Here is a 13743-nt window from a genome sequence, read left to right as displayed (position 1 = left end):
CACCGAGCGCGGGTTCTGCCGCAATGTCGACATCGCGGAGCGTATGGGCGTCACCAAGGCGCTCTCGGACCTCGGCGCTGCCGTCCTCGTCCGCATGTTCGGCCATGACGTGCGCCTTACAGAGGAGGGCGAGCGCGCCGCATCGGCGACGCTCGAACGTCATCGCTTCTTCGAGCGGCTGCTCGTCGAGTCAGGCGTGGACGCCGAGACCGCCTCGGCGGAGGCCTGCCGCATAGAGCACTGCCTGTCAGAGGACTCCTACAGACGTTTCGCGGCCTATCTCGGGAGCCGACGAGCTGCCGCTCGTCTATCTCCTTGTCGCACAATCACCTCTTTCAATAGGCCGCGTCCCAACGGATGGGTACCATTTACCCGTGTGCACCTGGGACAACGGGCTGAAAAAACCTTCGCAAAGCCACTCGCAGAACACGCAACACCAAACACGACAAAAGAGGCGAACGACAGATGCCGGACCCTGGACGACAGCACCGCGGAAGAGAAGCATTCCAACCACAACCGAACAACTCCAGCTACTAGGCAGGCGCCCGCATGGGCGCCTTTTACTTTTCAGGGACTTAGCTGCCTGCTAAGGCGTGCGGCTCATGGCCGTTTCGTGAAGGCCCGGCCAGCTCGACCCACCTCGACCCATCTCCACTCGCGCCGTGCTCACTAATCGCCATCAGGCGGTTCAATCGTCGCGCAGACGAAAAGGCACACGGTGTCGTGCGGTGTCCTCGCGCGGTGCCGCACGGGAAGATTGGAGGAACCATGGCACGCACAGCCGAATGCGCCGCGCCCGAGGGAAGCCAAGATCGGGACGAATGGATGACGGTGATCGAGATGCAGGAGTACATGAGGGCGAGCCGAAACAAGGCATACGACCTCATCTGGTCGGGAGAGATCGACTCGTACAGGCTCGGAAGGAAGCTCCTGGTTTCGAGGGCGTCAGTGGACGCCTACATCGAGTCGAGGAGCGGCAGGAAATGACGGCGGCGACCGCCCCGGGAGCCGCCCGCGGCCGGGCACGCGAGGGAACCTCGAGACGAGAGGAGCTCGAGGACGACCATGACCAAAAGCATTAGCAGGAGCCAGGTGAGGCCCATCGCATCGACCAACGCGTTATTCGGCGGCGGCAAGGCTCGCTACTACCTGCTCACACTCGTCTTCCACGACCAGGCAGACAGCATCGCCGAAGCGGTCAAGGGCTATGAGGTCAAGCTTGCCAGGGCTGACCTCCCCAACATCCCGTTCCACTCCGAGCCCCTCATGAACGGACACAAGGACTTACTGCATGATTCGTATGTTATAGTTAGATGTATCTAACTATTTGGGGGCGATAGCAATGCACGAACGCAAGGGCTTCTGGGACAAGAATGCCGGTCGGTACGACCGTTTCATGCGAAAGGACCGGGCGACGTATGAGAAGATGTATGAGCTGATCAGGCCGGTGGTGAAAGCAAAAACCGTACTGGAGGTTGCCACCGGCACGGGGCTTATCGCAAAGAGCATCGTAAATGCGGCGGCGCACATCGAGGCTACGGACGCTTCTGCAAAGATGATCCTTGAAGCAAAGCGGGACAATCAATCCGCAAAGCTGCACTTTTCCGTACAAGATATGTTCCGCCTGCCCTATGCACAGAAGTCCTTTGATGTGGTGATCGCGTCCAACGCGCTTCACATAGTGCCGCATCCGGAAAAGGCCCTGCAAGAAATCAGGCGGGTGCTGAAAGACGACGGCGTGCTCATCGCGCCAACCTTCACCCACGCGGGGAGCTCGGTTTCCGGCAAGGCAAAAGCCTTATTTATGCGTATGGCGGGATTCCCCCTCCACAGCAGGTGGACAAGCGAGGAATACCTACGTTTCCTGCGTCAAAACGGCTGGGCAGTGCAGAAAAGCGCGGTGCTGAAGGCCTCGTTCCCGTTGACCTATGCGGAATGCACGAAATCGGAGGGGCCAGATGTCGTTCTTTGAAAACACCCGCAAGCCCGTGGGCCTCGGCGGAAAACTTATGGTTGCCATGATGAATCTGGGGCACAGCCCTGTGGCGCGGTGGGGACTTCGATTTCTACGACTTGCGCCAAATGCCAAGGTGCTGGATTGCGGCTGCGGCGGCGGGGCGAACATAAAACGGCTGCTGAAAAAATGCCCGCATGGCGTCGTCAAGGGCATCGACTATTCGCCCGTCAGCGTGGATAAGACTAGAAAGCTCAACCGAACCGCAATTCAGGAGGGGCGTTGCGCCGTTCTGCAAGGCAGTGTGGCGGATATGGCATTTGAGGATAGCTGCTTCGATGCAGTCACGGCCTTTGAGACCGTCTACTTTTGGCCTGATTTGCCCCGATGCTTCCGTGAGGTCTGGCGGACGCTGAAGCCAGGCGGGACAATTCTTATCTGCAACGAGAGCAATGGCGATACGGACAAGGACGAGAGGTGGACGCAGATCATCGGCGGCATGACCATCTACAAGGACATTGAATTAAAAGCTTGTCTGGAGCAGGCGGGTTTTCACGAGGTGCAGATACACAAAAAGAAAAAGTGGCTCTGCGTCACGGCGCGGAAGTAAGGGCATCAAGCACGGGTGTTTTTGCATCCATCCTGCACATGGCGATAGGCATGACGGTCATAGCGGCTGTGCTGGCGGCAATTATGACAGTTCTTATTCACTGAGGAAGAAACCTATGAAATGTAAAATTGAGAAAAACACCGTGCAGGAGACGCTGATCCTCCCGCTGTATTCCCGAAAGCTGTGTACGGAGCTGTACCCGAACCTTTACAGGGATGAAACAGCGGTTCGTCTGCTCGACCAGATCGACTACGACTTTTCAGAGGCAGAGAAAAACTCCCGCAGCCTGATGCAGCGTTTTGGTGCGCTGGAGGTGGCCATGCGGCAGGGTGATCTTGCTTTCGAGGTGCGGGATTACCTGAAAGGCCACCCCAATGCGGCGGTGGTCAATCTGGGCTGCGGGCTGGACAACACCGGCAGAACCTGCGACAACGGTAGATGCAAGATCTACAATCTGGACTTCCCGGATGTGATTGCCTTGCGGCAGCAGCTACTGCCCGCCGGGAATCGAGAACAAAATATCCCCTGTGACCTGAAAGACACCGCATGGTTTAGCAAAATCGATGCCTCCGGCGGGGTGGTGTTCTTTGCCTCCGGGGTGTTCTATTACTTTCTGACCCAGCAGGTCCGGGAACTGGTGCGGGAGATGGCGGACGCTTTCCCCGGCGGTGTGCTGGTCTTTGATGCTGCCAATCGGACGGCAGTAAAGATGATCGCAAAAACATGGCTTAAGACTGCAAAAATCAAGGATGTTGGGGCATATTTTGCGGTTTCGGATGCCGCCAAGGAAATCGGCGCGTGGGACAGCCGTCTGCAGGTCACAAGTCGCGGCTATATGCTGGGTTATAACGATTTGAGAGACCCTTCTGTCAGCGGCTTTTTCCGGTTTCTCGCAAGGGTCGGTGACAACGGGATGAAAATGCAAATCGTGAAAATAAGATTTTGAGAGGCAAAAATGCAAAAGACGAGCACTTCTTGCCGCTCAATTGGCAAGAAGCGCTCGTCTTTTCTTAACGCGTCGTATGGCGGAGAGAGTGCAAGTTACGCGAGCGCCCTTCTTGCCAGCTCGGCCGCGCCAAGGATTCCTTGGTCGCCGCCGCAGCCCGGAGCGCAGATGTAGCTCTCTATGTCCTTAAGCTCGGCGGTCTGGATGTAGCCACCCAGATATTCGAGGGTCTTCTTGCGGACGATGCCGTAGAGCTGCTCCTGGTGCATCACGCCGCCGCCGAGGACGATACGGCGAGGCGAGTACATGAGCACGAGGTTCGCGCGCATCTGCCCCAGATAATCCCCCTCGAGCGCCCACACCTCAGCGTTGTCCGCGAGCTCGGCCGCGGGCTTTCCCCAGCGCGCGGCGATGGCGGGGCCGGAGGCGAGGCCCTCGAGACAGCTCGCGTGGCTCGGGCAGACGCAGCGTCCCTCCTCGGTGGGACGGGTCCTTACCAGCATGTGGCCGGCCTCGGGGTGCAGCATGCCGTGAAGGAGCCTGCCCGCGCACATGACGCCCGCGCCCACGCCGGTGCCGATGGTCACGTAGACGGCGTCCTCGAGCCCCTTGCAGCAGCCGAAGACCACTTCGCCGAGGCAGGCAACGTTCACGTCCGTGTCGTAGGTCACCGGAATCCCGAGGGCGTCGGCGAACGCGGCGCGAAGACCATAGCCTCGCCACGCGAGCTTGGGCGTCTGGAGGATGGAACCGTAGCGCTCATCGTTGGGGTCGACGCAGGTCGGGCCGAAGGCGCCGATGCCCAACGCGTTCACATCGCGGGCGGTGAACCACTCGACCATTTGTGGGACGGTCTCGGCGGGCGTAAGCGTCGGGGTCTCCATACGGTCGAGAACCTCGCCGTCGCCGGACACCACGGCACAGACCATCTTGGTCCCGCCGGCCTCGAGGGCGCCGAGCCTCATTTGCTTTTCGCTCATGTGATCCTCCTTACAAAGGGACGCCCGCAGTCATGGTCAACCGCGGGCGCCCATAACGTTGGCTTGTTTCGAGGCGACCCTACCTGGGCACGCGGTCCTGCCTTGCGGCAAACGGGGAGAGCACGGCGTGCGGCTCGCTTTGGTACCAGTAGGCGACGGTGGAGATGTCGTCCTCGCGCTCGTAGAGCTTGATGTCGTCGTTGCCGAGGTCCTGGAACGTCACGCGCAGGTCCTCCTTGAACGAGATCGGGTCGGGAAGGTGCCACCTGTAGAGGCCGTGCCTGGGCAGCGCGTCGTCGTTGGTCGCGAGCATCGGGTTCGGGTTCGGCTTGCCCGCGCTGAAGCGGTCGCGCGTGGCGTCGCGCGTCGAGCGGTACGGGTAGCCGGCGAACAGCGTGTTGAAGCACTGCGCCTCGGGCAGCGCGTGGGGCGGCCTGTCGAGGAAGGCCCAGGCACCGCCGAAGTAGTCCTCGGCTCCCGTCGAGGTGACCGTGGGGAACTCCTCGTCGCCGTCGAGGAAGAACTTCATCTCGCCCTCGCCCCACCAATAGCGCTCCAGGGCGCACAGGGCCATGTAGGTGCCGACGTAGTAGCCCTTACCGCGCACGCCGTCGAGCACGGTGTAGTCGACGCCCCTGCGGGTGCTGCGCTCGCGGTTAAAACGGGCGTGGAAGTACATGGCGTCGTCCGGCACGTCGGTGAGCGCGTAGTTGAACGTGTAGAAGATGTACTTAATGAACCCGGGGTGCTCGCTCGTAAGCGTGACCTTGGCGTGCTTCCTGAAAGGCATCTCGAAGTAGCAGTTCATGCCGCCCGTCGGGTTCACGCAGATGGGCATCGAGTTGACGATGGCGCGCTCACCGAAGCCGTTGCAGAAGAAGTCGCCGACAGGGCACTCGACCGAGGGGGTCTCCTCGTCGTCCCAGTAGAAGCGCAGCACGAGGTCGCGCATGACGAAGCTGCCGGCGGCGGTCTTGTCGGGGACGGTCATCCAGATGTGGCGGATGATGCCGGGGCCCTCGATGTCCGCGAGCGTGATGGTCTCGCCGGACTCAAGGGGCACGCAGCACGAGCCCTTGCGGCCGACGCCGAGGTGGCTGGCCGACATGGCGGCACGGCCCTTCTCGCCCGTGATGTTCTCGGGGGTGATGGCGCGGCTTTCCTCACCGCCGTGCATCCACACGTCCTTAAGGAACTCTCTCATCGTCGACCTCCTCTATTCGTCGTCTTCGCACTCGGCGGAACTGGCACCGTTCACGTAGACGATCTGCTGGCGCGCCTCGTCGACGAGGGCGTCGAAGTCGAGTTTCTCGTCGGGGCGCGCGAGCGCGACCGTCATGGCGAGCGGGAGGTTGACACCCGCGATCACGTGGATCCGGTCGGAGGCGAAGCGGGAGAAGCGCTGGTTCACGCTGCCGCCGAGCGCGTCGGTGAGGACGACGACCTCGTCAGTGCCCGAAAGAGCCGCCTCGACCGCCGCGTCGAGCCCCTCGCCGTTGTCGTTCACGTAGGCGCACACGGCGTTGACGGCGTCGCTCTTACCCGTAAGGAACTCGAGGGTGTCCTTGAAGCCCTGGGCGAGAAGGGAATGGCTCGCCACAACTATCTTTCTCATTGATTCACCAATCTCTTGGGTCGAAGCTAGGCGAGGATGCCAGCGGCGGAGGCGACCATCGCGAGGACGATCACCACGAGGATGAGGACCGTCATGCTCGCGTTCTTCTTGGTAAGAAGGTAATACGCGCTTCCCGTGATGGCGGCGGGGATCATGGCAGGCAGGATCTTGTCGAGCAGCGGCTGAATCTCCATCGAGACGTCGCCGAAGCTGAAGCTAATCGGGCAGGTGACGCCGATGACCGAGGCGATGAGGCAGCCGACCACGGTGAGGCCGAGCACGGAGGCGGCGGCAGTGAGGTTGGGAAGCTTCTCGCTGAAGTCGGTGACGAGCTTCACGCCCTGCTTGTAGCCGAACTCGAGGGCGTGCATGCGGACCCAGAAGATGGCCAGGATGAGCGCGAACCAGATGCCGGCTCCCACGGGGTTGCCCTCGATGGCCATGTAGGCGGCGATGGAGCCCATGATGGTCGGGATCATGGTCATGAGCAGGGAGTCGCCGACGCCGGCGAGCGGTCCCATGGTGCCGATCTTCAGGTCTTGGACGGCGTCCGCCGCCGCTAGGCCGTCGCGTTCCTCCATGGCCACGCAGGCGCCAAGGATGATGGCGGCGAGCCAAGGCTGGGTATTGTAGTAGCGGAAGTGGTTGTTGAGCGCTTGCTTATAGTCCTCGTCGTTCGTGTAGATCTTCCTCAGGACCGGCGAGAGGGCGTAGGCGACTGAGGCGCCCTGCTGGGTCTGGTAGTTGAAGGTGCACACGCTCATGAGCCAGCGCCAGTTCGCGTTGCGCAGGTCCTTCTTGGTGACCTTGTAGCCGGAGGGCTTGCCCTCGGCGACGGCGGTGATGTTCTCGTTTTCCATGGTTACTCATCCTCTCCGATGAAGGCGTCTGCGGAAGCGTGGGCGGCGAGCTCGGTGTCCCTCTCGGCACGCTGGTAGAACGCGATCGCGAGGGCAACGCCAACGATGGCGGCGCCGATGATGGGCACGTTCAGGAAGGCCGAGAGGAAGAAGCCGGCGAGCAGGTACTGGAAGTACTTGCCAGTGGGCATGTAACGCAGCAGCATCGCGATGCCGACGGCCGGGAGCATCTTGCCGGCGAGGGTGAGACCGGAAAGGAACCACTGGGGCATAACCTCGAGGAGCCAGTTGACGGCGGGCTGGCCGAGGGTCACGGAGACAAAGACGGGCAGGGCGGCGCACAGGCCGAAGAGCACGGGGCAGACCCACAGGATGGCGTTCATCTGCTTGAACTTGCCCTCGTCGCAGAACTTCTGGGACTTCTCGACGACGAAGCCGTTGAGGATCTTGACGATGACGTCGAGCTGGATGCCGAGCATGCCGACCGGCAGGCCGATGGCGAGGCCCGTGTCCGCGCCCAGGGTCACGCCGTAGGCGGTGGCGATGATGGCCATCGTGCCGTAGTCGGGAATCGACGAGCCGCCGAAGCCCGCGACGCCGAGCTGCATGAGCTGAATGGTACCGCCGATGACAAGGCCGGTCCTCCAGTCGCCCATGACGACGCCGGTGATGAGGCCCCAGAAGACGGCATAGTTGACGAAGATCATCGGGATGCCGTAGTAGTCCACGTGCTTGATGAAGGCCAGCAGGGTCAAAAGGACGACCTGCAGGATAGTGAAGTTGACCATGATCCCTCCTTAGATGAGGTCGGCGACGGAGACGGGCTTGTCGGCGGGCACGAGCTGTGCCGTCACCTTGACGCCGCGGGCGATGAGCGCCTTGTAGCTCTGGACGTTCTCGGCGGAGGCATAGGCGCGCTGGGTGAGCTGGACGCCGCCCTCCTTGACAAGAGAGCCGCCGACGATCAGCGACGGGAGCTCGATGCCCGACTCGACCAGGTGAAGGATCGTCTCGGGCTCCTTGGCGATGACAAAGACCTTCTCGCGGTCGTACTTGCCCGCCGCGAAGTTCTTGAGCGCGGTCTGCTCGGAGATGATCGAGACGGCCATGCCCGCGGGGCGCGCCATCCTCATGGTGGACTTCAGGACCTCGTCGCCGGCGACCTTGTCGTCGATGACCATGACTCGGGTCGCGCCCGACACCGGGGCCCACTGCGTCACGATGATGCCGTGAAGCAGGCGATTGTCGATTCGTGCCATAACAACACTCATGTTTGCTCCTATCAAATGAAGTTTTACGTTCGGTACTGCCTCGGCGCTATCCGGATTCGCGCCGGGCAAGGGGTTATCGGATTATTGAGGACGCGCGGTCAGCTTGCGGCGGCGCGGGGAAGGTCACTCGTCGAGCAGGAGGTCCGAGGAGCCGAGGCGCTCCTCTCGCGCCGGGGCGGCGCTCACGCTTATGTAGTCGAAGACATATGCGATCTCGCTTACGGGAACCTCTACGCGATAGCGCGTCGAGATGCTCGAGAAGCTCTGCCTGAAGGACTCGATGAAATCGGCGCGTTCCTCCTCGAAGCGGTCCTGGCCAACGTAGGTCTCAATGGGGTTTCTGGTAACAAGGCGCTCGACGAGACAGCAGAGGTGAACGTAGAGCCCAATGATGGCGTTACTGCCGATCTTCTCGCCTGTCCTGCGCTGAAGCTCGTGCACGGCGCTCTCGATCTCATGGAATAGCCGCTCCGGGTCGAGGATGGTGATGGAGCGGATGACGTTCTGCAGCGTCATGTTCGAGAGCAGCTTCTCGTGGAAAGAAGAGAGCTCGGAAGCGTCAAGCCACCTGCCGAACACGGCATCAACCTTAGAGGCGGACGCCGTCGACATGATGTCCTCGAGGGCGACGAAGGGGACGGAGGCGACCCCGGGGTCTCCCGTGCCGATGACGGCGCAGACGCGGTGCTCGGAGAAAACGGCGTCGTTCGACCCGTTCGCGACGAGCTGCTTGAAGGGCCTCGTGAGCAGGCGCGCGCCTATGGTGCGCGGGAGGCTCTGCGAGACGAGCTGGCGTATCCTCTCCGCGGCGTCGACCCCGGACTCGGAGCAGAAGACGATGGCGTCCTCACGGTTGACGCGCTCGATCACCTTGCAGTGCGTCACGCACGCGGCGGTCGCATCGCCAAGAACCTCGGCGATGGACTTGCCGCCGAGCAGCCCGACCCCGATCTCGAGCGCAAGACCGGTAGAGACGTTGTTCACCACGCCGATAGTGGAGTCGGTAACGTTCTCGAGGGCCTTATAGGCCTCCTCCAAGGAGCCCATGTCGACGAGGAACACGACCCCGGTGCAGTAGGAATGGCGGTCGACGAGGCGCTGGAGCGGACCGACGATGTCCTTCAGCTGCTGGTCGTAGGGCATGTCGACCGCCTCGTACACATGCATGCCGAGCATACGGTTCGCCGCGTCGGCGATGCTCGTCGCCGTTGAGTAGCCGTGGGACAAGATGACGCAGAGCGTTCGAAGGGCCTTCGCGTCGCGAGACTCCGATGCGACGCACAGCGTCAGAAGCGTCTTCGTGAAGTGATCGAGCGAGATTCCCAGCGCCCCTTCCACGTCTGCGGCGACCTGATCGGAGACGCTCGAGGCAAACGGTAATTCGGAGGTCACGGCACCGAGGAGATGGGAGATTTGCTCCGCACAGGCAGACTTTCGCTTAGCCAGGCCGATGCCCGGCCACAACTGCAGGCAAATCTCCTGGGCCAGTAGAAAAGCGACCTTCCTCGAAAGCTCGATGCCATAAGAAGAGCCTGCGTCGGCAAGGACCGCGCCCACGATGCGCTCGAAGGCGCGCGACCTCGAGGAGGTAACGCCGCGGCCGAAGATCAAGTGATCCTCAACGCCGCGCACAGCGGAGACAGCTTGCGAGACGAGCTCGGAGACAGAGAGCTCCCCGGCGCAGAATCGCTCATCGAGAGAGCACAGGGCATCGAGCGCCTGCTCGACCGGCCCTGTGCTCTCGGCGGCATCCAGGGACGCGTCGATCAGAACGCCATCGTCGGGCTGTTGATCGATCTGCGCGGAGGAGAGGAGCCCGCTGGGAAGAAGATACGGGCGAACGACGACGTAGTCGCCCTCGCGATTGAGGAACGCTTTGGCGCAGCAGTTCGTCACGCAGGCGCGCAAGCCGGCGATGTTATCGGAAAAGTCCGCGTTCACGAGGCAACGGTATGCGCCGCGGCTAATCTTCACATCAGAACCGATTCGGCACCCCTCGCTGCGCAGGAAGCTCAAGATGAGATCCTCGCGCTCCTCGGGGGTCCGCTCCTTGAGTGAGGGGACGCGGGCACAGATGGGCATTTTGCTGTAGGCCGAGGAAACCTTCAGGTCATCGGCGGAAAGCGTCGTCGAAAGAACGAGGCGAGCGCGCGGCGCATCCTGGGAGGCATCGAGCCCGAGGGCCGTCGCAAGGCAGTGCTCCATCGCAGAGGGAGAGAGTGCCTCGATGCCGTTGACAAAAACCACACCCCCGCGCGATTTCGCGATCGACTCGTCAAGAAGCCCGTTGAACGAGGCGGCGTCCGGGACCCCGGCGCAGTCGATGCGCACATAGGAGGAGTCGCGGGACAGCAAGCCCTGGTTCTTGCCGTACTCGTACACAAGGCGAGAAAGGAAAGACTTGCCGACACCCACGCCGCCGCTCAAGAGGATGGGCAGGCCGAACGGAGGGTACTGAACCGCAGCCTTGCACTGCTCGACAACGGAGCTGAGGCTCAGGTCAAAGCCCACGGCACGCGCGAAGTCACGGTGATCGGCGATTCCCGTCGCCTGGATGAGGTCGGCGAGCGAGGCGTACTCGCTTGCAGAGAGCTTTACCTGAAAACGCTTCTGGAACGCGCGGCGATGAAAATAACGGACAGGCCTGCCCGCCACCTTAACCACAAGGCCGGCGCGAACAAGGTCGTTGAGGTACTGGCTCGCCAGACTCCTGGAGATGATGAGCGTCTCGGCGATGTCGGAGGTGGACAGACGGGCAAGGTCGTCGAGCGAGACGGCAGAGGTGAGGGCCTCGAGATGCTCGAGAATCCTGTCCCTCATGTCGGCGGGCTTCTTTGCCAAGCTGTCCTGTGCGGTCTTGTCCATGACTTCTTACCTCCTTGTACAAGGAGTATAAGGGGAACACAGAGAACGGAAGGGGGCGCGTGGGGGAATCAACAGCCCCGAGGAGAAGTTCACCACTTGAGGGGCAGAAAACAACGGCCATTGAACATTCAGGGCCGACGCTCAACACTTCGACTCGACACTTCGCTTTGGAAAGGGCCCTGCGCGCCGGGGTCCCAACATAAAGAAGGGCCCCGGCGCGCAGGGCCTAAAGCTTAACCATGCGCGCGGCGATGCGGGCGCAGTCGCAGGCGGCCTTCTTCTCGAAGGTGTTGTAGTCGACGACCTGGCCCTCGGCGCAGGGCTTGTCGCTGATGGCGCGCACGACGACGAGGGGCACGCCGTTGAGATAGGCGGCCTGCGCGATGGTGCAGCCCTCCATCTCGCAGCACAGGTCGCCGAAGGTCGCGAGGATGCGCTCCTTCTGTTCCGCGGGCGAGACGACTCGGTGGGCAAGGTCCTCTCAAAAGGGGTCGTCCGATGCCGCAAGACCTCGATGACCGACTACCGCCTCGAACAAGTGGCGGATTACCTCTGCACTATCGAACTTGCCTTGGTCAAGTACGAGGCCAAGGAGAACGGTGAGACGTACAACAAGTTCTTCGGAGGTATAGGCTCTTTCAAGAGGAACTGGCTCAAGCAAGCCCGCAACAAGCGGATATAGGAGGTTCCGCGGCTCTGCAGGGAGCCGTCACCCCCTCCTTCGGCGGGAAGGCGGGGCGCCGACGCGGAACTCCCGACGACGTGTTTCGAGCAGCGGAAGCTGAAGCGCAAGCAGAAGCAGCGCGGGCAATGATCGGTGCCGACATGGGCCCAGACGTGAACAGCGCTACGTCCCCTGTTCACGGGGCACGAAACCATAAAGGTTGTCCAGCGGTTGCCAAACGAAAAGCCCCCGACCTGTTTGTGCAGGTCAGGGGCTCGGAAACGCTAGATATCAACTACTCCCACTCGATGGTCGCGGGCGGCTTGGACGTGATGTCGTAGCACACGCGGTTGGCACCGGGGACCTCGGCAACAATGCGGCCGGAAATGCGGGCCAGCACGTCGTAGGGCAGCTTGGCCCAGTCGGCGGTCATGGCATCGCTGGACTCGACGGCACGCAGGATGATCGGACGCTGGTAGGTGCGCTCGTCGCCCATAACGCCGACGGACTTAATGTCGGGCAGAACCGCGAAATACTGCCAGCAGCTGTGCTCGGAGTTGCGCTCGCCGGTCTGCTCAAACAGGCGCTGGTTGTAGGCATCCAGCTCCTCGCGCACGATAGCGTCGGCGTTCTTGAGGATCTCGAGTTTCTCCTTGTCGACCGCACCGATGGTGCGGATGGCAAGACCCGGGCCCGGGAAAGGCTGGCGGAACACGATGTGACCCGGCAGGCCCAGTGCCAGACCAAGCGCGCGGACCTCGTCCTTAAAGAAGTGGTCGAGCGGCTCGATGAGGTCGAAGTGCACGCCCTCGGGGAACGGGATCAGGTTGTGATGGCTCTTGATGGTGGCCGTCTTGCCGCCCGTCTTGCGAGCGCCGGACTCGATGATGTCGGGGTAGATGGTGCCCTGAGCCAGGTACTTGACCGGCTTGCCATCGGTCTCGAGCTGCTGCGCCACGGCGAAGAACTCTTTCCAGAACTGCGTACCGATGATGCGGCGCTTCTCCTCGGGCTCGGTCACACCGGCCAGAAGCTCGGCATAACGGTCCTCGGCGTGGACGTGGATAAAGTCGACGTCAAACTGCTTGGTGAAGACCTCCTCCACCTGCTCAGGCTCGCCCTTGCGCAGCAGGCCGTGGTTGATGAACACGCAGGTCATCTGCTTGCCCACGGCGCGAGCGCCCAGCGCAGCCACGACGGAGGAGTCGACGCCACCGGACAGGGCCAGAATCACGCGGTCGTCGCCGACCTTCTCGCGGAACTCGGCCGTCATGGTCTCGACCAGGTTGTCCATGCTCCAGTTGGGCTCCAGGCCGCAGATCTCAAACAGGAAGTTGCTCAGCAGCTGCTGACCATACTCGGAGTGCTTGACCTCGGGGTGGAACTGCGTGGTGAAAATCTTGCGCTCGACGCACTCCATGGCGGCAACCGGGCACACGTCAGTGCTGGCGGTAACGGTAAAGCCCTCGGGCACCTCGGAAACGGCGTCGCGGTGGCTCATCCACACGGTCTGCTCCATGGGCGTGGAGTTAAAGAGCTTGGCGCCGGCCGTGCGCGTGATGGTGGCGCGGCCGTACTCGCCCACCTCGGAGTGGCCGACCTTGCCGCCGAGCGTCACGGCCGTGATCTGATGGCCGTAGCAGAAGCCCAGGACGGGAAGGCCCAGGTCAAAGATGGCGGGATCTATAGACGGAGCGTCCTCGGCATACACGGAAGCCGGACCGCCGGAAAGGATGAGCGCAGAGGCGTTCATCTCGCGAATCTCGTCGGCCGAGATGTCGCAGGGGACAATCTCGGAATACACGTTGAGGTCGCGGACGCGACGGGCAATGAGCTGACCGTACTGCGCACCAAAGTCGAGTACGAGGACCTTTGCGGAAGCCTTTTGATCCATGGTTCCCCCTCTTGTTGGCGGGGAGCCGGTGCCCACCCGCGTGAATGAACGAAAATAGCCTTCATAGTGTACACGTTATATGGG

General features: G+C 62.0%; 15 protein-coding genes and 1 pseudogene. 7 read left to right on the top strand and 9 right to left on the bottom strand.

Features of this window, described 5'->3' with window-relative positions:
* Window positions 1–43 precede the first annotated feature (43 nt).
* The 6 genes from I2D57_RS10080 (at window position 44) to I2D57_RS02960 (ending at window position 3510) form a co-directional block, all read left to right on the top strand.
* A complete protein-coding gene (locus I2D57_RS10080; protein ID WP_411161251.1) occupies window positions 44–673 on the top strand; it encodes a metal-dependent transcriptional regulator in 630 nt (209 codons plus the stop codon).
* Window positions 674–768: 95 nt separating this feature from the next.
* On the top strand, window positions 769–987 hold the full coding sequence (locus I2D57_RS02980) for a helix-turn-helix domain-containing protein (RefSeq protein WP_042433142.1): 219 nt from the start codon (window positions 769–771) through the stop codon (window positions 985–987).
* Window positions 988–1092: 105 nt separating this feature from the next.
* Window positions 1093–1323, top strand: coding sequence for a hypothetical protein (locus I2D57_RS02975; protein ID WP_195361409.1), 231 nt, complete (start codon window positions 1093–1095; stop codon window positions 1321–1323).
* Window positions 1324–1342: 19 nt separating this feature from the next.
* Window positions 1343–1972 (top strand): class I SAM-dependent methyltransferase, encoded by a 630-nt coding sequence (locus I2D57_RS02970; RefSeq protein ID WP_195361408.1) that lies wholly within the window; start codon window positions 1343–1345, stop codon window positions 1970–1972.
* A complete protein-coding gene (locus I2D57_RS02965; RefSeq protein ID WP_195361407.1) occupies window positions 1959–2564 on the top strand; it encodes a class I SAM-dependent methyltransferase in 606 nt (201 codons plus the stop codon). The genes I2D57_RS02970 and I2D57_RS02965 overlap by 14 nt, the downstream gene beginning before the upstream one ends.
* A 115-nt stretch (window positions 2565–2679) precedes the next feature.
* The gene (locus I2D57_RS02960) at window positions 2680–3510 is read left to right on the top strand and encodes a class I SAM-dependent methyltransferase (protein WP_055287008.1); all 831 of its coding nucleotides are present in this window, start codon (window positions 2680–2682) and stop codon (window positions 3508–3510) included.
* Window positions 3511–3605: 95 nt separating this feature from the next.
* Here the strand turns inward: I2D57_RS02960 and I2D57_RS02955 are convergent, their stop codons facing one another.
* From I2D57_RS02955 to I2D57_RS02920, 8 genes and pseudogenes are all read right to left on the bottom strand, one after another.
* On the bottom strand, window positions 3606–4490 hold the full coding sequence (locus I2D57_RS02955) for an ROK family protein (protein ID WP_229055591.1): 885 nt from the start codon (window positions 4488–4490) through the stop codon (window positions 3606–3608).
* Between the two features lie 79 nt (window positions 4491–4569).
* Window positions 4570–5694, bottom strand: coding sequence for a glycoside hydrolase family 172 protein (locus tag I2D57_RS02950; protein ID WP_195361406.1), 1125 nt, complete (start codon window positions 5692–5694; stop codon window positions 4570–4572).
* Between the two features lie 12 nt (window positions 5695–5706).
* Entirely contained in the window at window positions 5707–6105 is a 399-nt protein-coding gene (locus I2D57_RS02945; protein WP_055287011.1) for a PTS sugar transporter subunit IIA, read from the bottom strand.
* 26 nt (window positions 6106–6131) lie between these two features.
* On the bottom strand, window positions 6132–6965 hold the full coding sequence (locus tag I2D57_RS02940; RefSeq protein WP_055287013.1) for a PTS system mannose/fructose/sorbose family transporter subunit IID: 834 nt from the start codon (window positions 6963–6965) through the stop codon (window positions 6132–6134).
* A 2-nt stretch (window positions 6966–6967) separates the two neighbouring features.
* Window positions 6968–7753 (bottom strand): PTS mannose/fructose/sorbose/N-acetylgalactosamine transporter subunit IIC, encoded by a 786-nt coding sequence (locus I2D57_RS02935; RefSeq protein WP_195361405.1) that lies wholly within the window; start codon window positions 7751–7753, stop codon window positions 6968–6970.
* Between the two features lie 9 nt (window positions 7754–7762).
* Window positions 7763–8236 (bottom strand): PTS system mannose/fructose/N-acetylgalactosamine-transporter subunit IIB, encoded by a 474-nt coding sequence (locus tag I2D57_RS02930; protein WP_195361404.1) that lies wholly within the window; start codon window positions 8234–8236, stop codon window positions 7763–7765.
* A 123-nt stretch (window positions 8237–8359) separates the two neighbouring features.
* Complete coding sequence (locus I2D57_RS02925; protein ID WP_195361403.1) at window positions 8360–11101, bottom strand: PRD domain-containing protein; 2742 nt, start codon at window positions 11099–11101, stop codon at window positions 8360–8362.
* A gap of 226 nt (window positions 11102–11327) precedes the next feature.
* Window positions 11328–11546: pseudogene (locus I2D57_RS02920) on the bottom strand (phosphorylase family protein); the annotation flags it as partial.
* Between the two features lie 21 nt (window positions 11547–11567).
* Between I2D57_RS02920 and I2D57_RS02915 the strand changes: the two are divergent.
* A complete protein-coding gene (locus I2D57_RS02915) occupies window positions 11568–11783 on the top strand; it encodes a hypothetical protein (RefSeq protein WP_195361402.1) in 216 nt (71 codons plus the stop codon).
* A 277-nt stretch (window positions 11784–12060) separates the two neighbouring features.
* Here the strand turns inward: I2D57_RS02915 and guaA are convergent, their stop codons facing one another.
* Window positions 12061–13659 (bottom strand): glutamine-hydrolyzing GMP synthase, encoded by a 1599-nt coding sequence (gene guaA / locus I2D57_RS02910; protein WP_195361401.1) that lies wholly within the window; start codon window positions 13657–13659, stop codon window positions 12061–12063.
* Window positions 13660–13743: the final 84 nt, after the last annotated feature.

Origin of the sequence: Collinsella aerofaciens, from assembly GCF_015553355.1 — a bacterium.
GTDB classification, from domain to species: Bacteria; Actinomycetota; Coriobacteriia; order Coriobacteriales; family Coriobacteriaceae; genus Collinsella; species Collinsella aerofaciens_V.
The sequence above is the reverse complement of the archived record's forward strand: the minus strand, read 5'-3'. Positions and strand labels throughout refer to the sequence as shown.